14 protein-coding genes are annotated in these 18,933 nt (G+C 76.2%); all 14 read left to right on the top strand.

What is annotated here, in order from left to right; genetic code table 11:
- The first annotated feature begins 82 nt into the window (after positions 1 to 82).
- The 14 genes from HNR12_RS03290 (at position 83) to HNR12_RS03225 (ending at position 18,705) form a co-directional block, all read left to right on the top strand.
- Positions 83 to 1,114, top strand: coding sequence for an iron-siderophore ABC transporter substrate-binding protein (locus HNR12_RS03290; RefSeq protein WP_179766049.1), 1,032 nt, complete (start codon positions 83 to 85; stop codon positions 1,112 to 1,114).
- Between the two features lie 190 nt (positions 1,115 to 1,304).
- Positions 1,305 to 2,246, top strand: coding sequence for a metal ABC transporter substrate-binding protein (locus tag HNR12_RS03285; RefSeq protein WP_179766048.1), 942 nt, complete (start codon positions 1,305 to 1,307; stop codon positions 2,244 to 2,246).
- The gene (locus HNR12_RS03280) at positions 2,243 to 3,025 is read left to right on the top strand and encodes a metal ABC transporter ATP-binding protein (RefSeq protein WP_179766047.1); all 783 of its coding nucleotides are present in this window, start codon (positions 2,243 to 2,245) and stop codon (positions 3,023 to 3,025) included. The genes HNR12_RS03285 and HNR12_RS03280 overlap by 4 nt, the downstream gene beginning before the upstream one ends.
- 160 nt (positions 3,026 to 3,185) lie before the next feature.
- The gene (locus HNR12_RS03275; protein WP_179770371.1) at positions 3,186 to 4,001 is read left to right on the top strand and encodes a metal ABC transporter permease; all 816 of its coding nucleotides are present in this window, start codon (positions 3,186 to 3,188) and stop codon (positions 3,999 to 4,001) included.
- Positions 4,002 to 4,252: 251 nt separating this feature from the next.
- Positions 4,253 to 5,653, top strand: coding sequence for an MFS transporter (locus HNR12_RS03270; protein ID WP_179766046.1), 1,401 nt, complete (start codon positions 4,253 to 4,255; stop codon positions 5,651 to 5,653).
- Complete coding sequence (locus tag HNR12_RS03265) at positions 5,650 to 7,767, top strand: molybdopterin oxidoreductase family protein (RefSeq protein WP_179766045.1); 2,118 nt, start codon at positions 5,650 to 5,652, stop codon at positions 7,765 to 7,767. The genes HNR12_RS03270 and HNR12_RS03265 overlap by 4 nt, the downstream gene beginning before the upstream one ends.
- Before the next feature lie 149 nt (positions 7,768 to 7,916).
- A complete protein-coding gene (locus HNR12_RS03260; RefSeq protein ID WP_179766044.1) occupies positions 7,917 to 9,359 on the top strand; it encodes an FAD-dependent oxidoreductase in 1,443 nt (480 codons plus the stop codon).
- A gap of 143 nt (positions 9,360 to 9,502) precedes the next feature.
- On the top strand, positions 9,503 to 10,078 hold the full coding sequence (locus HNR12_RS03255; protein WP_179766043.1) for a 2Fe-2S iron-sulfur cluster-binding protein: 576 nt from the start codon (positions 9,503 to 9,505) through the stop codon (positions 10,076 to 10,078).
- On the top strand, positions 10,075 to 11,115 hold the full coding sequence (locus HNR12_RS03250; RefSeq protein ID WP_179766042.1) for an FAD binding domain-containing protein: 1,041 nt from the start codon (positions 10,075 to 10,077) through the stop codon (positions 11,113 to 11,115). Before HNR12_RS03255 ends, HNR12_RS03250 begins: the two co-directional genes overlap by 4 nt.
- Positions 11,112 to 13,220: a xanthine dehydrogenase family protein molybdopterin-binding subunit gene (locus HNR12_RS03245; protein ID WP_179766041.1), complete on the top strand. Its 2,109-nt coding sequence runs from the start codon at positions 11,112 to 11,114 to the stop codon at positions 13,218 to 13,220. The genes HNR12_RS03250 and HNR12_RS03245 overlap by 4 nt, the downstream gene beginning before the upstream one ends.
- 486 nt (positions 13,221 to 13,706) lie before the next feature.
- Positions 13,707 to 16,262, top strand: a complete 2,556-nt coding sequence (gene nirB / locus HNR12_RS03240) for a nitrite reductase large subunit NirB (RefSeq protein WP_179766040.1) — start codon at positions 13,707 to 13,709, stop codon at positions 16,260 to 16,262.
- 96 nt (positions 16,263 to 16,358) lie between these two features.
- A complete protein-coding gene (nirD, locus tag HNR12_RS03235; RefSeq protein WP_179766039.1) occupies positions 16,359 to 16,736 on the top strand; it encodes a nitrite reductase small subunit NirD in 378 nt (125 codons plus the stop codon).
- On the top strand, positions 16,733 to 17,953 hold the full coding sequence (locus HNR12_RS03230; RefSeq protein ID WP_179766038.1) for a uroporphyrinogen-III synthase: 1,221 nt from the start codon (positions 16,733 to 16,735) through the stop codon (positions 17,951 to 17,953). Before nirD ends, HNR12_RS03230 begins: the two co-directional genes overlap by 4 nt.
- Entirely contained in the window at positions 17,953 to 18,705 is a 753-nt protein-coding gene (locus HNR12_RS03225; protein ID WP_179766037.1) for a sirohydrochlorin chelatase, read from the top strand. Before HNR12_RS03230 ends, HNR12_RS03225 begins: the two co-directional genes overlap by 1 nt.
- Positions 18,706 to 18,933: the final 228 nt, after the last annotated feature.

Below are 18,933 nucleotides of genomic sequence, written 5' to 3'. Positions count from 1 at the left end.
TGGCCTTCGGGTGGTTAGGGTAGCCTTGCCTTGCCGTCGAAGCGGCGGTTGTCATTCCTGATCAGAAGAGGTACACCCACCCATGCGCTCGCCCCTCCGGGCCCCGGCCCTGACCTCGCGCCTCGCCCTGGCGGCCGCCGCGGCGCTCGCCGCCGCCGGCTGCGGCGCCCCCGCCGACACCGAGGACGGCGCCTCCGGCGGCGACTGGACCCCGGTCACCATCGAGCACGCCTACGGATCCACCGAGATCACGGAGAAGCCCGAGCGCATCGTCACCGTGGGCTGGTCCGACGAGGCCACCCTGCTGGAGCTGGGCATCGTCCCGGTGGGCATGACCGCCTCCACCTACGCCGGCGACAAGGACGGCTACCTCCCCTGGGACCTGGAGAAGCTGGAGGAGTTGGACGCCGACAAGCCCGAGCTGATCAACACCGACGACGGCATCTCCGCCGAGCAGGTCGCCAACCTGCGCCCCGACCTCGTCCTGGGCGTGCAGTCGGGCATGGAGGAGTCGGAGTACGAGCAGCTCTCCCAGGTCGCCCCCACCGTCCCCTACCTCGACCAGCCCTGGATGACCGACTGGCAGGACCAGACCCTGGCCATCGGCCGGGCCGTGGGCATGGAGCAGGAGGCCCAGGACCTCGCCGAGGAGACCGCCGCCCGGGTCGAGGACGCGGCCGAGGCCCACCCCGAGTTCGCCGGCACCACCTTCGCGGTGGGCTCGGTGGTGCCCGACACCAACGAGTTCGGCTTCTACGTCGAGCAGGACGCCCGCTCGGTCCTCATGGAGCGGCTCGGCTTCGCGCCCGCGGGCTTCCTCGACGACATCACCGTCCCCGACGGCCAGTTCTACGGCACCCTCAGCATGGAGAAGGCCGAGGACATCGACGCTGACGTGCTGGTCATGTGGTACAACACGCCCGAGGAGCGCGAGAGGCTGGAGGAGAACCCGGTCTTCCAGCAGATCGACGCCGTGCGCAACGGCGGCTACGTCGCCTACGACGACCCCGCCACCGCCATGGCCATCTCCACCCCCAACCCGCTGACCCTGCCCTGGGTCCTGGAGGACTACACCGGCGACCTCGCCGCCGCGGTCGAGGGCGAGGCCGAGTAGCCCCGGACCCCGGTCCCGCCCGCGCCGCCCGAGCGGCGCGCCCGCACCACCCCGGCGCCCCCGCGCCCGGGCCGCCCGCGAGGCGGCGCCGGGCGCGGGGGCGCCGTGTCGCGGGGGCGGGGACGCGCACCGGGAGCAACCGCACCTGTCCGCCATGTATGGATCGGCGCGCCTATGGTAGTAGTTAGGCGTGCCGAACTTGAGAGATCGCCGCGCTTCAACTCGGTACGCCACCGCGCTGGCCGCGGCCGCCGCCCTTCTGGCGGCGGGCGCCTGCGCCGGCCCCGACGGCGTCCACGACGACGGCCGCCCCGCCGTCCTGACCACCTTCACCGTCCTGGCCGACATGACCCGCAACGTCGCCGGCGGGCACATCCGCGTGGAGTCCGTTACCCGCCCCGGCGCCGAAATCCACACCTACGAACCCACCCCCAGCGACCTCGTCCGCGGCGCCGGCGCCGACCTGCTGCTGGACAACGGCCTGGGCCTGGAGGGCTGGCTGGCGCAGTTCAGCGAACGCGTCGAGGCGCCCACCGCCACCCTGAGCGAGGGCGTCGAGACCATCCCCATCGCCGCGGGCGCCCACCGGGGCGCGCCCAACCCCCACGCCTGGATGTCGCCGGACAACGCCCTGGTCTACGTCGACAACATCGCCGCCGCCCTCAGCGACCTCGACCCCGCCCACGCCCGCGACTACGCCGCCAACGCCGCCGACTACAAGGAGCGGATCCGCGCCATCGGCGAGGACCTGCGCGCCGACCTGGAACAGGTGCCCCCCGACCGCCGCGCCCTGGTCACCTGCGAGGGCGCCTTCTCCTACCTGGCGCGCGACGCCGGCCTGGCCGAGCGCTACCTGTGGCCGGTCAACGCCGACAACGAGGGCACCCCCCAGCAGGTCGCCGCCGCGGTGGAGTTCGTCTCCGCCCGCGACGTCCCCACCGTCTTCTGCGAGTCCACCGTCAACGACGGCGCCCAGCGCCGGGTCGCCGCCGAGACCGGCGCGCGGCTGGGCCGCCCCCTCTACGTCGACTCCCTGTCGGGGCCCGACGGCCCCGTGCCCACCTACCTGGACCTGCTGCGCCACGACACCGAGGCCATCGCCGACGGCCTCACCCGAGAGGAGACCCTGTGAGCAGCGTCCCCGGACCGCAGACCGCACCCCCGCCGCCGGCCGTGGAGGTGGAGGGCGCCACCGTGCGCTACGGCGACGTCCTGGCCCTCGACGACGTCCGCCTGCGCCTCACCCAGGGCCGGCTGTGCGCCCTGCTGGGCACCAACGGCTCGGGCAAGTCCACCCTGCTGCGCACCGTCCTGGGCCTTGCCCCCGCCGCGCGCGGCACCGTGCGCGTGCTGGGCCGCACCCCCGCCGCCGCCCGCCGCGCGGGCCTGCTGGGCTATGTGCCCCAGTCCGAGCAGGTCGACTGGGCGTTCCCGGTGCGCGTGGTCGACGTGGTCATGATGGGCCGCTACGGCCGCATGGGGCCGCTGCGCCGCCCGCGCCGCGCCGACCGCGAGGCCGTCGAGGCCGCCCTGGAGCGCACCGGGCTCACCGGCCTGGCCCACCGCCAGATCGGCGCGCTCTCCGGCGGCCAGCGCAAGCGCGCGTTCGTGGCGCGCGGGATCGCCCAGGGCGCCCAGGTGTTCCTCCTCGACGAGCCCTTCGCCGGGGTGGACCGGCCCTCCGAGGCCACCATCATCGAGGTCCTGTCCGCCATGCGCGACGAGGGCCACACCCTGCTCGTCTCCACCCACGACCTGGCCGGGGTGCCCCGGTGGTGCGACGAGGCGGTGCTGCTGCAGCGCCGCGTGGTCGCCCACGGCACCCCCGAGGAGGTGCTGACGCCCGAACGGCTGATGTCGGCCTTCGGCGCCGGCCCCGCGCCCGCCGCCGAGGAGGGCCGCGCCGCGTGAACCGCCGCACCCCCGCCCCCCGCACCGTCGGCGCCCGCGCCGGCACGCCCGCCGCCGAACCGCCTCCCGACTCCGCCACCGCGGGGCCGGCCGCAGCCCTGGGGAGCACGCCGTGTCCGGTCTGATCGAGTGGGTCACCGTGCCTCTCCAGTTCGACTTCATGGTGCGCGCGCTGCTGGTCAGCGCCGTGGCCGGCGGCGTGTGCGCGCTGCTGTCGTGCTGGATGACGCTGACCGGCTGGTCGCTGCTGGGCGACGCCGTCTCCCACGCCGTCCTGCCCGGCGTGGTGCTGTCCTACCTGCTGGGACTCCCCTTCGCCCTGGGCGCGCTGGTCTTCGGCGCCGGGTCGGTGGCCCTCATCGGCGTGGTCAACCGCACCTCCCGGGTCAAGGAGGACGCCGCCATCGGCATCGTGTTCACCGCGATGTTCGCCGTGGGGGTCGTGCTCATCTCCCGCGTCCCCTCCGAGACCGACCTCATGCACATCCTCTTCGGCAACGTGCTGGGGGTCTCCGACGGCGAGATCGCCCAGGTGCTGGTGATGGCGGCGCTGACCACGGCCGTGGTGCTGCTCAAGCACCGCGACCTCACCCTCTACGCCTTCGACCCCGTCCACGCCCACGCCATCGGGCTCAGCCCGCGCCGCCTGGAGGCGCTGCTGCTGGGCCTGCTGTCGGTCACCGTGGTGATCGCCCTGCAGGCCGTGGGCATCATCCTGGTGGTGGCCATGCTGGTCATCCCCGGCTCCACCGCCTACCTGCTCACCGACCGCTTCGAGCGGATGCTGGCCATCGCCGCGGCGGTCTCGGTGGGCGCCTCGGTGGTGGGCACCTATGTCAGCTTCTACGCCGACATCGCCACCGGCGGGGCCGTGGTGGTCGCCCAGGCGGTGGTGTTCGCGCTGGCCTACCTGTTCGCGCCGCGCCACGGCGTGCTGGTGCGCCGGCGCGCGGCCGGGCGCGCCGCCGCGCGCTGACCCCGCCGCCGCGGGGACGACCTGGCCACCAGGGCGGTCTGCGCGGCGGCGCGGGCCGCCCCGCGGCTTCCCACCCGCCCCACCCGGCCCACCCGCCCCGCACCCGGCCTGACCTGGACCTCACCGCGCGCCCGGCGCCGCCGTGAGGTCTCCGTTTCCCGGGTGTTACCGAAAGATACGCACCGGCAACCCCGGCTACCTAACGTCGTTGGCGTTTCCATGAGTCGCCCTCGATCGAGGAAGGCCGGGTCGTGACCTCACCGCACACGCCGACACCGCACCGCGCCCGCGGACGCTGGATCGCCGACTGGGACCCCGAGGACACCGGCTTCTGGGCCGCCTCCGGGCGCAGGATCGCCAACCGCAACCTGTGGGCGTCGATCCTCGCCGAGCACCTGGGCTTCTCCATCTGGAGCATCTGGTCGGTGCTCACCCTGTTCATGACGCCCGAGACCGGGTTCGACTACACCCCCGAGCAGAAGTTCCTGCTGGTCTCGGTGGTCACCCTGGTCGGCGCCGTCCTGCGGGTGCCCTACACCCTGGCCGTGCCCAAGTTCGGCGGCCGCAACTGGACCCTGGTGTCGGCCTCGGCCCTGCTGGTGCCCACGGTGATCGCCGTCGTGCTCATCCAGCGCCCCGACACCCCCTACTGGCTGTTCCTGGTGCTGGCCGCCACCGCCGGACTGGGCGGCGGCAACTTCTCCTCCTCCATGTCCAACATCAACGCGTTCTTCCCCGAGCGCCACAAGGGCTGGGCGCTGGGCCTCAACGCCGGCGGCGGCAACATCGGCGTGGCCGTCGTCCAACTGGCCGGCCTGGGGGTCATCGCCGCCTTCGGCGTGGGCCAGGGCTACCTGCTGGCCGCCCTGTATGTGCCGCTGCTGCTGCTGGCCTCGGTGATCGCCTGGACCCGCATGGACAACCTGGTGGGGGCGCGCGCCGACGTCGGCGCGCAGGTGGCCGCCGCGCGCGACCGCCACTTCTGGATCATGTCGTTCCTCTACATCGGCACCTTCGGGTCCTTCATCGGGTTCTCCTTCGCCTACGGCCTGCTGCTGCAGAACCAGTTCGGCCGCACCCCGCTGGAGGCCGCCGCCCTCACCTTCCTGGGCCCGCTGCTGGGCTCGCTGATCCGCCCGGTGGGCGGCCGCCTGGCCGACCGGTTCGGCGGGGCGCGGGTGACGCTGTGGAACTTCGCCGCCATGGCCGGCGGTATCGCCGTGATCGTGCTCGCCAGCTTCCAGCAGTCGCTGTGGCTGTTCACGGTCGCCTTCGCGGTGCTGTTCGTGCTCGCCGGGATCGGCAACGGCTCCACCTACAAGATGATCCCGGCCATCTACGCCGCCGAGGCCCAGAACCGCATCGCCGCCGGCGCGCCGCGCGAGGAGGTGCTGGCCCACACCAAGCGCGTGGCCGGCGCCGTGCTGGGCCTGGTGGGCGCCGTGGGCGCGCTGGGCGGGGTCGCCATCAACCTGGTGTTCCGCCAGTCCTTCCTCAGCTTCGGCGGCGCCACCCCCGCCTACATCGCCTTCGGGGTATTCTACCTGGTCTGCATGGCGGTGACCTACCGGGTCTACCTGCGCGCCCCGGCCGCCCCCGCCCGCCGGCCCGCCGCGGCCTCGGCCGGCGCCGACGAACCGGTGGCGCCATGAGCCGCGCGACCCACTGCCCCTACTGCGCGCTGCAGTGCGCGATGTTCGTGGAGGCCGCGCCCGGCCAGGCGCCGGCCTCCCGGCCCGCGCCCTTCCCCACCAACCGCGGAGGGCTGTGCCGCAAGGGCTGGACCTCGGCGGAGCTGCTGGCCTCCCCGCAGCGCCTCACCGCGCCGCTGCTGCGCACCCGCCGCGGCGGCGACCTCGCCGAGGTCGACTGGGACACCGCGCTGGACCACGTCGCCGACCGGCTCGCCGCGCTGCGCGCGCGCCACGGCGCCGACGCGGTCGCGGTCTTCGGCAGCGGCGGGCTGACCAACGAGAAGAGCTACCTGCTGGGCAAGTTCGCCCGGGTGGCGCTGGGCACCTCCCAGATCGACTACAACGGCCGGTTCTGCATGTCCTCGGCCGCCGCCGCCGGCAACCGCGCCTTCGGCCTGGACCGGGGCCTGCCCTTCCCGCTGCCCGACCTGGCCGGGGCCGAGGTCGTGCTGCTGGCCGGCGCCAACCCCGCCGAGACCATGCCGCCGATGATGCGCCACCTGGCCGCCCCCCGCCTCATCGTGGTCGACCCCCGCCGCACCGCCACCGCCGAGCAGGCCCTCAAGAACGGCGGCATGCACCTGGCGCCGCGCCCGGGCACCGACCTCGCGCTGGCCCTGGGGCTGCTGCACGCCGTGCGCGCCCAGGGGCTGCTCGACACCGACTACATCGCCGCGCGCACCACCGGCTTCGAGGACGCCTGGCGGCACGCCGCCGCCTGGTGGCCCGAGCAGACCGAGCAGGTCACCGGGGTGCCCGCCGAGCACATCCGCGCCGCCGCCCGCATGCTGGCCGCCGCCTCGGGCGCCTACGTCCTCACCGGGCGCGGCACCGAGCAGCACGCCAAGGGCACCGACACCGTCTCGGCGTGGATCAACCTGGCCCTGGCACTGGGCCTGCCCGGCCGCGTGGGCTCCGGCTACGGCTGCATCACCGGCCAGGGCAACGGCCAGGGCGGGCGCGAGCACGGCCAGAAGGCCGACCAGCTGCCCGGCTACCGCCGCATCGACGACCCCGCCGCCCGCGCCCACGTGGCCCGGGTGTGGGGGGTGGACCCCGGCAGCCTGCCCGGGCCCGGCCGCAGCGCCTTCGAACTGCTCGACGCGCTCGGGGGCCCCGGCGGGCCGCGCGCTCTGCTGGTGTTCGGGTCCAACCCGGCGGTCTCGGCGCCCGACTCCGAACGCGTCCGAAACCGCCTGGCCCGCCTGGACCTCCTGGTCACGGCCGACTTCGTGCTGTCCGAAACCGCGGCCATGGCCGACGTCGTCCTGCCCGTCGCCCAGTGGGCCGAGGAGGAGGGCACCATGACCAACCTGGAGGGCCGCCTGCTGCGCCGGCGCGCCCTGCTCACCCCGCCGCCCGGGGTGCGCACCGACCTGGAGGTCATCGGCGGCCTTGCCCGGCGGCTGGGCCAGCCCGCCGAACGGTTCCCCGCCGACCCCGGCGCGGTGCTGGCCGAACTGGGCGCGGCCTCGGCCGGCGGCGCCGCCGACTACTCCGGGGTCAGCGTGGAGCGCCTGGAGGCCGGCGAGGAGGTGTTCTGGCCGGTGCCCGACTCCGCCGCCACCACGCCGCGGCTGTTCCTGGACTCCTTCGCCCACCCCGACGGGCGCGCCCGATTCGCCGCCGTGGGCCACCGGCCGCCGGCCGAGGCCGTCGACCCCGAGTACCCGCTGCTGGCCACCACCGGGCGCGTCATGGGCCACTACCAGTCGGGCGCCCAAACCCGCCGCATCGGCGAACTGACCGCCGCCGAACCCGAGGCGTTCGTCGAGGTCCACCCCGACACCGGGGCGCGCAGCGGCCTGGCCGACGGCGCGCTGGCGCGGGTGGTCTCGCGCCGGGGCGCCACCCTGGCCCGGGTGCGCCTCACCGACCGCGCCCGCACCGACACCGTGTTCCTGCCCTTCCACTTCGCCGGCCCCCAGGCCGCCAACAACCTGACCAATGCGGCCCTGGACCCCACCAGCCGCATGCCCGAGTTCAAGGTCAGCGCCGTGCGGCTGGAGCCGGCCGGACCCCAGGACGCCGTCGGCGCCGCCCTGGCCCGCGCCGCGCCGCCCCGCGGCTGAGACCACCGCGCCCCGCAGCGCGCCTCCGCGCGCCCGGGGACCCCGCGCACGCCCCCCAGCAGGTAACCCCACGAAGCAAGCGGCAACGAAGGGAGGCGGCGCGCGCACCGGGCCACACCGCAGCGGCCCGCACCGCGCGCCGACACGCCATGGTCACTGACACGGACACCGCGCGCCACGTCGTGGTGATCGGCAACGGCATGACCGGGGCCCGCTTCGCCGAGGAGGTCGCCCGCCGCGACCCCCGGGGCGAGCGCCTGCGGGTCAGCGTCGTGGGCGAGGAGACCGAGCCCGCCTACAACCGCGTCCTGCTGCCCGGCGTCCTGGCCGGGCGCTACGCCCCCGAGGACATCCGCCTGCCCGTGCCCGAGACCGGCGCGGTCAGCGTGCGCACCGGCGTGGCCGCGGTCACGCTCGACACCGAGCGGCGCCGCGTCCGCCTGGACGACGGCACCGCCCTGGACTACGACGAACTCGTCCTGGCCACCGGCGCCCGCGCCGCCTTCCCCCCGGTCCAGGGCCTGGCCTCGCCCGACGGCACGCCCGAGCCCGGCGTCACCGCGCTGCGCGACCTGGCCGACTGCCGCCGCCTGGCGGCGCTGGCCCGCCCCGGCGGCCCCGTCGTGGTGCTGGGCGGCGGCGTGCTGGGCCTGGAGGCCGCCCGCGCGCTGACCGAGCGCGGCATGCGCGTGTCGCTGGTGGAGTCGGCCCCCTGGATCATGCGCCGCCAGATCGACCAGCCCGCCGCCCAGATCCTGGCCCACCACTACACACGGCTGGGCGTGGCGGTGCACTCTTGGCGGGTGGCCGCGCGCTGGATCCCCGGCACCGGGCTGGAGTTGGACGACGGCCGGCTGCTGGCCGGCGACGCGCTCGTCGTCACCGCCGGGGTGCGCGCCAACACCGAACTCGCCGAGGCCGCCGGCATCGAGGTGGACCGCGGGGTGCTCGTCGACGACACGCTGGCCACCAGCGACCCCCGTGTGCACGCCATCGGCGACTGCGCCCAGCACCCCGGCGGCGGGGGCGGACTGGTGCAGCCGGGCTGGGAGCAGGCCGCGGTGCTGGCCGACCTGCTTACCGGCACCCGCCTGGACGCCCGCTACACCGGGGCCCGGCCCGTCACCCGGCTCAAGGCCGAGGGCATCGAGCTGACCTCCATGGGCGACCCCGAGGCCGACGACACCGCCGAGACCGTCACCATCGCCGACCCCCACGGCGGCCGCTACGCCAAGCTGTCGGTGCGCGACGACCGCGTGGTGGGCGCGGTGCTGCTGGGCCTGCCCGAGCCAGCCTCGGCCATCGCCCAGCTCTACGACGGGCGCGCCCCGGTCCCCGGCGACCGCCTCGCCCTGCTCATGGGCCGCGCCCAGCCGGAGGCGCCCGCCGACCAGCCCGGCCCCGCGCCGCTGGTGTGCCGCTGCAACGCGGTCAGCCGCGACGACATGGAGGCCGCCTGGCTCGACGGCGCGCGCACCCGCGACGCCATGGCCCGGGCCACCCGCGCCACCACCGGCTGCGGCGGCTGCACCCGCGACGTCGACGCCCTGCTCTCGGGCTGGAACGGGCGGGAGCCCATCCCCACCCCCTGACCCGGCGGCCGCCCGCAAGCCCCGCCCGCCCCGCCGCCGCGCCGCGCCCCCGGCCCCCTCGGCGGCGGGGCGGCGTGTTTACCGCCGCCCCGCTGGGTCATGGGACCGGGGTGACCATGCAGCGCGCAACCGGGACAGAACCCATGTATGCCGACATCACCCTGACCGTCGACGGACGCACGCACGAGCTGCGGGTGGACACCCGCACCACCCTCCTCGACGCGCTGCGGGAGAACCTGAGCGTCACCGCGCCCAAGAAGGGCTGCGACCACGGCCAGTGCGGCTCCTGCACCGTCCTGCTCAACGGCCGCCGCGTCGTGACCTGCCTGGTGCTGGCCGCGGCCGGCGACGGCGCCGAGGTGGTCACGGCCGCCGGCCTGGCCGAGGGCGGCGACCTGCACCCCATGCAGGAGGCGTTCATGGACCACGACGCCTTCCAGTGCGGCTACTGCACCCCCGGCCAGATCTGCTCGGCCGTGGGCATGCTGGACGAGGCCGCCGCCGGCTGGCCCAGCGCCGCCACCCCGCCGCGCGCCTCGGCCGAGGGCGCCGTGGCCGAACTGGACGACACCGAGATCCGCGAGCGCATGAGCGGCAACCTGTGCCGCTGCGGCGCCTACGCCGGCATCGTCGCGGCCATCGGCGACGCCGCCCGCCGCACCCACGCCGCGGCCGCCTCGGGCATACCCCGCCCGGCGCCCGAAGGGGGCCGGCGATGAACCCTTTCGCCTACCGGCGTGCCGAGGACGCCGCCGGAGCCGCCGCCATGGTCGCCGACAATCCGGGCGCGGCCTTCCTGGGCGGCGGCACCAACCTCGTGGACCACATGAAGCTGGGCGTGGCGGCCCCCGACGTGCTCGTCGACATCACCCACCTGCCCATGGACGAGGTGGAGGCGCTGCCCGAGGGCGGGGTGCGCATCGGCGCCAACGTCCGCAACAGCGACCTGGCCGCCCACCCGCTCATCCGCCGCCGCTACCCCGTGCTGTCCCAGGCGCTGCTCTCGGGCGCCTCGGGCCAGCTGCGCAACCTCGCCACCACCGCCGGCAACCTGCTCCAGCGCACCCGCTGCGTGTACTTCCAGGACACCAGCACACCCTGCAACAAGCGCGAGCCCGGCACCGGCTGCTCGGCGCTGGACGGCTACCAGCGCTACCACGCCATCCTGGGCGCCTCGCCCGACTGCGTGGCCACCCACCCCTCCGACATGGCGGTGGCGCTGACCGCCCTGGACGCCCAGGTGGTGGTGCAGGACGCCGCCGTGGAGCGGCGCGTGCCCATCGCCCGGCTGCACCGCCTGCCCGGCGAGGCGCCCGAGCACGACACCGTCCTCAACCACGGCGACCTCATCACCGCCGTGGAACTGCCCGACATGCCCATGGCCGTCCACGCCCGCTACCGCAAGGTGCGCGACCGCGCCTCCTTCGCCTTCGCGCTGGTGTCGGTGGCCGCGACCATGGCGCTGGGCGCCGACGGCGCCGTCTCCGACGTCCGCATCGCCCTGGGCGGGGTCGCGCACAAGCCGTGGCGGGCGCTGCGCGCCGAGGAGGCGCTGCGCGACGGCCCCGCCACCGAGGAGCGCTTCGCGGCGGCGGCCGAGGCCGAACTCGCCGAGGCCCGCCCCCTGCCCGGCAACACGTTCAAGGTCGCCCTGGCCCGCTCGGCCATCACCGCCACCCTGCGCCAGGTCCACGCCGAGGTGCTCGGCGGCGACGGCCACGGCGGGCCCGGCGGCCGCGGAGAGGAGCAGGGGTGAGCACCACCGGGGAACGGACCACCGCCCGCACCGGCGCGATCGGCGCCGACCCCCGCCGCGTCGACGGGCCCCGCAAGGTCGCCGGCGCCGCGCCCTACGCCTACGAGTACCAGGCCGCCGACGCCGCCTACCTGGCGCCCGTGCAGGCCACCGTCGCCCGCGGCCGGGTGGCCGCGGTGGACACCGCCGCCGCCGAGGCCGCGCCGGGCGTGCTGGCGGTGCTGTGGCACGGCAACGCGCCCCGGCTGCGCGAGGACGCCGAGCTGCCCGGGCTCCAGCAGCCCGGCGAGCTGCACGTGCTGCAGTCGCCCGAGGTCCACTACCGGGGCCAGCCGGTGGCCGCGGTCGTCGCCGAGACCTTCGAGGCCGCCCAGCACGCCGCCGCGCTGGTCACCGTCACCTACGAGCAGCTGCCCCACGACGCCGACTTCTCCGGCGACCGCACCGACCTGGTCGCCCCCGAGGAGGACCACCGCCAGGGCGACGTGGGCGCCGCCGAGGGGGAGGTCGTGGTCGACCAGACCTACACCACCCCCATGCAGCACAACAACCCCATGGAGCCGCACTCCACCATGGCCCGCTGGGACGGCCAGGCCATCACCCTGCACGAGTCCACCCAGGGCGCCCACATGGTCCGCGAGACCGTGGCAGAACTGCTGGGCCTGGAGCAGGGCCGGGTCCGCGTCGTGGCGCCCTACGTGGGCGGCGGGTTCGGCTCCAAGGGCCCGCTGCACGCCCCCACCGTGCTGGCGGTGCTGGGCGCCCGCGCCGTGCCGCACCGCTCGGTCAAGCTGGCCGCCACCCGGCGCCAGATGTTCAGCCTGGTGGGCTACCGCAGCCCCACCGTGCAGCGGGTGCGGCTGAGCGCCGACGCCCAGGGCCGCCTGACGGGCATCGACGTCACCGCCACGGTGCAGAGCGCGCGCCTGGGCGACTTCATCGAGGAGGCCGCCGGGCCCGCCAAGTCGATGTACGCCGCGCCCAACCGGCGCATGGGCCACCGCGCCGCCCGCCTGGACGTCCCGGTGCCCACCTGGATGCGCGCGCCGGGGGAGTGCCCCGGCATGTTCGGGCCCGAGGTCGCCATGGACGAACTGGCGGCGGCCTGCGGGCTGGACCCCGTCGAGGTGCGGGTGCGCAACGAGCCCGAGCGCGACCCGGCCACCGGAAAGCCGTTCTCCACCCGCAACCTCATCGCCTGCCTGCGCGAGGGCGCCGACCGCTTCGGCTGGCACGACCGCTCCCCGCGGCCGGGCACCCGCCGCGAGGGCGACTGGCTGGTGGGCACCGGGGTGGCGGCGTCGTTCTACCCCGTGGTGCCGCCGGTGAGCGGCTCGCGCGCCCTGGTGCGCCACACCGGCGACGGCCACTACGTGGTGTCGCTGGGCGCCGCCGACATCGGCACCGGCGCCTGGACCGCGCTCACCCAGGTCGCCGCCGACGTGCTGGAGGTGCCCCTGGACCGGGTCGAGGTCCGCCTGGGCGACAGCGCGCTGCCCCTGGCGTCGCTGGCGGGCGGCTCCACCGGCATGATGTCGTGGGGCTCCACGGTCCACGCCGCCGCCACCGCCTTCCGCGCGCGCCACGGCGAGGACCCCCCGCCCGGCGCCGAGGCGGCGGCCGACCTGCCCGAGGCCGCCCACCGCGACGACTACGCCATGCACGCCTACGGCGCCCAGTTCGCCGAGGTCCGCGTCAACGCCGACACCGGCGAGGTGCGGGTGCCGCGCCTGCTGGGCGTCTTCGCGGCCGGGCGCATCGTCAATCCGCGCACCGCACGCTCCCAGTTCGTCGGCGGCATGACCATGGGGCTGTCGATGGCGCTGCACGAGGAGAGCGTGCTGGACCCGCGCTTCGGCCACGTCGTCAACGCCGACTTCGCCGAGTACCACATCGCGGCCAGCGCCGACGTGGCCGACATCCAGGCGCACTGGATCGACGAGCACGACCCGCTGGTCAATCCGCTGGGCGCCAAGGGCATCGGCGAGATCGGCATCGTGGGCACGGCGGCGGCGGTGGCCAACGCCGCCTACCACGCCACCGGCGTGCGGGTGCGGCGCGTCCCGCTGCGGCTGGACGACTTCCTGCCCGGCGCGGGCGGCTGAACCGGCGCCGCCGGTGCGGTCAGGGCGGCCGGAGCGGGCGCGCGGCGGGGCCGGGGCGGATGAGTCCCGGCCCCGCCGCGCGCCCGCCGCCGCACCGCCCCCGTTCCCGGTCGACGGCCCCGCGCGCCCCGGCCCCGGCCGCGCCGCTCCGGCGCGGGGAGCCGACCTGACACACCCGCGGCGCCCCCGCCGCCCCCGCGGCCGCGCCGCGGTTAGGCTCCCGGTCTCGCGCCGCGGCCCCGCCGCACCGACCCGGCCCCACCGGGTTTCGCCCCCGCCGCAAAACCCCAGGTCCAGCCCCTCACGCGGTCTTCACCTGCGATGACAGGGAAACGAAACATCCCCTTCACGGACGGCTGACGGGTGCGAAACACGTCCCAGGTTGCCTGAAAGCGCGTCGGCGGCAGTGCTGGGAGTGCGAGCAGTGCCCGCACCCCCGCCGCCGGCGGTTGGCGCCCCGCACGTGAGCGAGGAGAGGCACCCGGCATGAGACAGCTCGTGGTCATCGGAAACGGCATGGTCGGCCACCGCCTCGTGGAGGCCGTCCGCAGCCGCGACACCGCCGGCGAGTGGCACATCGTCGTGCTGGGGGAGGAGCCCCGGCCGGCCTACGACCGCGTGGCGCTGTCCTCCTACTTCGACGGCGCCGGCGAGGAGGACCTGCGGCTGCCCGACCTCACCGTCCACCCCGGGGTGGAGCTGCGGCTGGGCGAGCCGGCCACCGCCGTCGACCGCGCCGCCCGCACCGTCACCACCGCCGCCGGCGCCGTCATCGGCTACGACGCCCTCGTCCTGGCCACCGGATCCACCGCCTTCGTGCCCCCGGTGCCCGGTCGCGACCTCCCCGGCTGCCACGTCTACCGCACCATCGAGGACCTGGAGCACATCACCGCCACCGCCCGCGCCGCCACCGCCGCCCACGGGGGCGGGGGCGCTGAGGGCGTCGTCATCGGCGGCGGCCTGCTGGGCCTGGAGGCGGCCAACGCGCTGCGGCTGCTGGGCCTGCGCCCCCACGTCGTGGAGATGGCGCCCTGGCTGATGCCCCGCCAGGTCGACGAGGGCGGCGGCGCCGTGCTGGGCCGCCTCATCGACGACACCGGGGTCACCGTGCACACCGCCGCCGCGCTCACCGGGATCGAACCCGGCCCCGGCGGGCGGGGGCTGCGGGTCCTGCTGGGCGAGGGCCCCGACCAGCTGACCGTGGACGCCGGGATCGTGGTGTTCTCCGTGGGCGTGCGCCCCCGCGACGACCTGGCCCGCGCCGCCGGCCTGGAGCTGGGCCCGCGCGGCGGCGTGGCCGTCGACACCGCCTGCCGCACCAGCGACCCCCGCGTCTTCGCCGTCGGCGAGTGCGCCAGCGCCGACGGCACCGTCTACGGCCTCATCGCCCCCGGCAACGCCATGGCCGAGGTGGTGGCCGACCGCCTGGCCGGCGGTGCCGCCGTCTTCACCGGCGCCGACACCTCCACCAAGCTCAAGCTGCTGGGCGTGGACGTCGCCAGCTTCGGCGACGCCCACGGCACCACCGAGGGCGCCCTGGAGGTCGTCCTCAACGACGCACCCGGCCGCCGCTACGCCAAGCTCGTGGTCTCCGACGACGCCACCACGCTGCTGGGCGGCGTGCTGGTGGGCGACGCCTCCGCCTACGCCGGGCTGCGCCCTCTGGTGGGCCGCGAACTGCCCGGCGACCCCCTGGAGCTGATCGCCCCCGAACGCGGCGCCGGCGGCGGGATCGGTGTCTCCGCGCTGCCCGACGACGCCCAGGTCTGCTCCTGCAACGCCGTCACCAAAGGCGCCGTGCGCGCCGCCATCGCCGAGGGCGGCACCGACATCCCCGCCATCAAGGCGTGCACCCGCGCCGGCACCAGCTGCGGCTCGTGCGTGCCGATGCTCAAGAACCTGCTCGCCGACTCCGGCATCGAGCAGTCCACCGCGCTGTGCGAGCACTTCGCCCACTCCCGCGCCGAGCTGGTGGAGATCGTCCTGGCCACCGGGATCGCCACCTTCTCGGAGCTGATCGCCCGGCACGGCAGCGGGCGCGGCTGCGACATCTGCAAGCCCGCCGTGGCCTCCATCCTCGCCTCCCTGGGCGGCGGCCACATCCTCGACGGCGAGCAGGCCGCCCTCCAGGACACCAACGACCACTTCCTCGCCAACATCCAGCGCAACGGCACCTACTCGGTGGTGCCGCGCGTGCCCGGCGGCGAGATCACCCCCGACAAGCTCATCGTCATCGGCGAGGTCGCCCGCGAGTTCGGCCTCTACACCAAGATCACCGGCGCCCAGCGCATCGACCTGCTCGGCGCCCGCGTGGAGCAGCTGCCCGCCATCTGGAGCCGCCTGGTGGAGGCCGGGTTCGAGTCCGGCCACGCCTACGGCAAGGCGCTGCGCACCGTGAAGTCGTGCGTGGGCAGCACCTGGTGCCGCTACGGCGTGCAGGACTCGGTGGGCATGGCCATCCGCCTGGAGACGCGCTACCGGGGCCTGCGCTCGCCGCACAAGCTGAAGTCGGCGGTCTCGGGCTGCGCCCGCGAGTGCGCCGAGGCGCGCGGCAAGGACTTCGGCGTCATCGCCACCGAGCACGGCTGGAACCTCTACGTCGGCGGCAACGGCGGGTTCACGCCCCGCCACGCCGAACTGCTGGCCTCCGACCTCGACGACGACACCCTCATCCGCTACATCGACCGGTTCCTGATGTTCTACATCCGCACCGCCGACCGCCTCCAGCGCACCTCCGCCTGGATCGAGAACCTGGAGGGCGGGCTGGACCACCTGCGCGCCGTCGTGGTCGAGGACAGCCTGGGCATCGCCGAGGAGCTGGAGGCGGCCATGGCCCGCCACGTCGCCGGCTACGCCGACGAGTGGCGCGGCGTCCTGGAGGACCCCGACAAGCTCGCCCGGTTCGTGTCCTTCGCCAACGCCCCCGAGGCGCCCGACCCCACCATCTCCTTCGAGGTCGAGCGCGAGCAGCCGGTGCCCGCGGCGCCCGTGCCGCTGGGCATGCCGGGCATGCCCGCCCCCGCGGGCGCCGGCCCGCGCTGACCCGGACCCGCCCCGAGCCGACTCCCGTTCCGCCGCCGACTCCCGTCCCCGCACCCGCGCCGCGCCGAGAACCCGTACAACCGGAGGTCGACCGCCATGAGCACGCCAACCCTGCCCGTCCGCACCGAGCGGCTGTGGGTCGCCGCCTGCCGCTGGGATAGGCTCACCCCGGAGCGCGGGGTCGCCGTCCTCCTGCCCGACGGAGGACAGGTCGCCGTGTTCCGCACGCACGACGACGTGCTCTACGCCGTGGGCAACATCGATCCCTTCAGCGGCGCCGCGGTGATCTCCCGCGGCATCGTCGGCGACCGGGCGGGCGAGCCCACCGTCGCCTCTCCCATGCTCAAGCAGGTGTTCTCCCTGCGCACCGGTCACTGCCTGGACGACCCCGCCGTGCGGCTGCCCACCTACGCCGTACGCGTGCGCGACGGCTCGATCGACGTCAGCACCCAACCGGACGAGGCCACCACATGAGCGCGACGCCTTCGCCCCTGTCCGCGGCCGGCACCGGCGCCGAGGACCCCGCACCCGCGCCGGCGCGGCCCCACACCCGCGGCGAGCCCGCCGCCACGGTCGCCCCGCTGGCCGGGTTCACCGTGGCGGTCACCGCCGCGCGCCGCGCCGACGAGCTGGCGGCCATGCTGCGCCGCAAGGGGGCGGAGGTGGTGTGCGCGCCGGCGCTGCGGATCGTGCCGCTCAGCGACGACCAGCGCCTGGCCGCGGCCTCGCGCGAGCTGATCCGCCGGCCCGCCGACGTCGTGGTGGCCACCACCGGCATCGGGTTCCGCGGCTGGGTGGAGGCGTGCGAGACCTGGGGCACGGCCGAGCCGCTGCTGGCGGCCATGCACAACTCCCGGCTGCTGGCGCGCGGCCCCAAGGCCAAGGGCGCCATCCGCGCCGCCGGGCTCACCGAGGAGTGGTCGCCGCCCTCGGAGTCCTCCGCCGAGGTCCTGGACTACCTCCTGGCCACCGGCGTGGAGGGGCTGCGCGTGGCCGTGCAGCTGCACGGCGAGCCGCTGCCCGACTTCTGCGCGGCGCTGCGCCTGGCCGGCGCGGAGGTGGTGGAGGTGCCCGTCTACCGGTGGACCCTGCCCGACGACGTGGCGGCGCTGGACCGGCTCATCGAGGACATCACCGGCGGCGGCGTGGACGCGGTCACCTTCACCAGCGCCCCGGCCGCCGCCGGGCTGCTGGACCGCGCCGAGGCCGTGGGAATGCGCGCCCCCCTGGTGCGGGCGCTGACCCGCGACGCCCTGGCCATGTGCGTGGGGCCCGTCACGGCGCGCCCGCTGATGGCCTACGACGTGCCCACCGTGTGGCCGGGCCGCGCCCGCATCGGCGCGCTGGTCAAGCGCCTGGCCGAGGAGCTGCCCGGGCGCTTCCCCAGCCTGCCGGTGGCCGGCCACCGGCTGCGGCTGCGCGGCCACGCCGCCCTGGTGGACGGCACGGTGCGTCCGGTCTCGCCCGCGCTGATGCGGGTGCTGCGCGAACTGGCGCGGCGCCCCGGACAGGTCCGCGACCGCGCCGACCTGCTGGCCTCCCTGGGCGGCGACGCCGACGCCCACGCCGTGGAGACCGCCGTCGCCCGGCTGCGCACCGCGCTGGGCGACCCCAAGATCATCCAGACGGTCGTCAAGCGCGGCTACCGCCTGGCCCTGGACAGCGGCGACTGCCTGCCCGAAGGAGACTGATGGCCGCCACCGCACAGCGCGCCCCCCGCGGCGCCGCCGTCCTGCCGCGCCGGCCGGTGGGCGGGGGAGCGGCACCGACCCTGCTGCTGGCCGTGCACGGCACCCGCGACCCGCGCGGAACGGCCGCCGCGCGCGGGCTGGCGCGCGCGGCGGCGCGGCGCACCGGCGCCCCGGTGCGGCTGGCGTTCGCCGACGTGCTGGCCCCCGACGTCGGCGAGGTCGCCGCCACCGCGGAGGGCCCCCTGGTCGTCGTGCCGGCGTTCCTGGCGGCCGGCTACCACGTGCGCGTGGACATCCCCGGGCAGTTGGAGCGCGCCGGCCGCGCCGACGCGGTGCTCACCCCCGCGCTGGGCGGCGACGACCGGCTCGTCACCGCCGCCGCACGCCGCCTGCGCCGGTCGGGGTGGCGGCCCGGGGACGCCGTCGTGCTGGCCGCGGCCGGGTCCTCCGACCCGGCCGCCCGCGCCGAGGTGGCCGACGCCGCCGCGCGGCTGGCCGCCCACCTGGCCACCCCGGTGGCCCAGGCCTATGTGGCCACCGCCCGCCCCACGGTCTGCGAGGCGGTCGCGCGGCTGCGCGAGCAAGGCGCCGCCCGCGTCGGCGTCGCCGCCTGGCTGCTGGCGCCCGGCCTGTTCCACCGGCGCCTGGCCCAGGCCGGCGCCGACACCGTCGCGGCCCCGCTGTGCCCCGACCCGGCCGTGGCCGACATCGTCGCCGCCCGCTACCACGCGGCCGTCCGCGCCGCCGCATAGCCGCCGCCGACACCGACGCCGCAGACGCCGCCGCGCCCGGGCCGTGGGGCCGGTGACGGTCACCGGTCCGCGGGGTGGACGGCTGAGGCCGTGGCGGGGCGCCGAGGCGGCTGAGGGCTGGGGCGTGCGGTCGCCGGTTCTCCGGGTGCAGGGTCCGGGGTGCGGCGGGGGCGCCGAGGGCGGTGGGTGGCCGGGGTGAGTGGTCAGCGGGTCGCGTGGCGGTGGGGT

This window comes from Streptomonospora nanhaiensis (genome assembly GCF_013410565.1).
GTDB classification, from domain to species: Bacteria; Actinomycetota; Actinomycetes; order Streptosporangiales; family Streptosporangiaceae; genus Streptomonospora; species Streptomonospora nanhaiensis.
This window is presented reverse-complemented; position numbering and strand designations above follow the sequence as displayed.

Coding starts and splice junctions, on each gene's coding strand:
- HNR12_RS03290 (WP_179766049.1), top strand. CDS start 83: ATGCGCTCGCCCCTCCGGGCCCCGGCCCTGACCTCGCGCCTCGCCCTG.
- HNR12_RS03275 (WP_179770371.1), top strand. CDS start 3,186: ATGGTGCGCGCGCTGCTGGTCAGCGCCGTGGCCGGCGGCGTGTGCGCG.
- HNR12_RS03265 (WP_179766045.1), top strand. CDS start 5,650: ATGAGCCGCGCGACCCACTGCCCCTACTGCGCGCTGCAGTGCGCGATG.
- HNR12_RS03260 (WP_179766044.1), top strand. CDS start 7,917: ATGGTCACTGACACGGACACCGCGCGCCACGTCGTGGTGATCGGCAAC.
- HNR12_RS03255 (WP_179766043.1), top strand. CDS start 9,503: ATGTATGCCGACATCACCCTGACCGTCGACGGACGCACGCACGAGCTG.
- HNR12_RS03250 (WP_179766042.1), top strand. CDS start 10,075: ATGAACCCTTTCGCCTACCGGCGTGCCGAGGACGCCGCCGGAGCCGCC.
- nirB (WP_179766040.1), top strand. CDS start 13,707: ATGAGACAGCTCGTGGTCATCGGAAACGGCATGGTCGGCCACCGCCTC.
- nirD (WP_179766039.1), top strand. CDS start 16,359: ATGAGCACGCCAACCCTGCCCGTCCGCACCGAGCGGCTGTGGGTCGCC.
- HNR12_RS03230 (WP_179766038.1), top strand. CDS start 16,733: ATGAGCGCGACGCCTTCGCCCCTGTCCGCGGCCGGCACCGGCGCCGAG.
- HNR12_RS03225 (WP_179766037.1), top strand. CDS start 17,953: ATGGCCGCCACCGCACAGCGCGCCCCCCGCGGCGCCGCCGTCCTGCCG.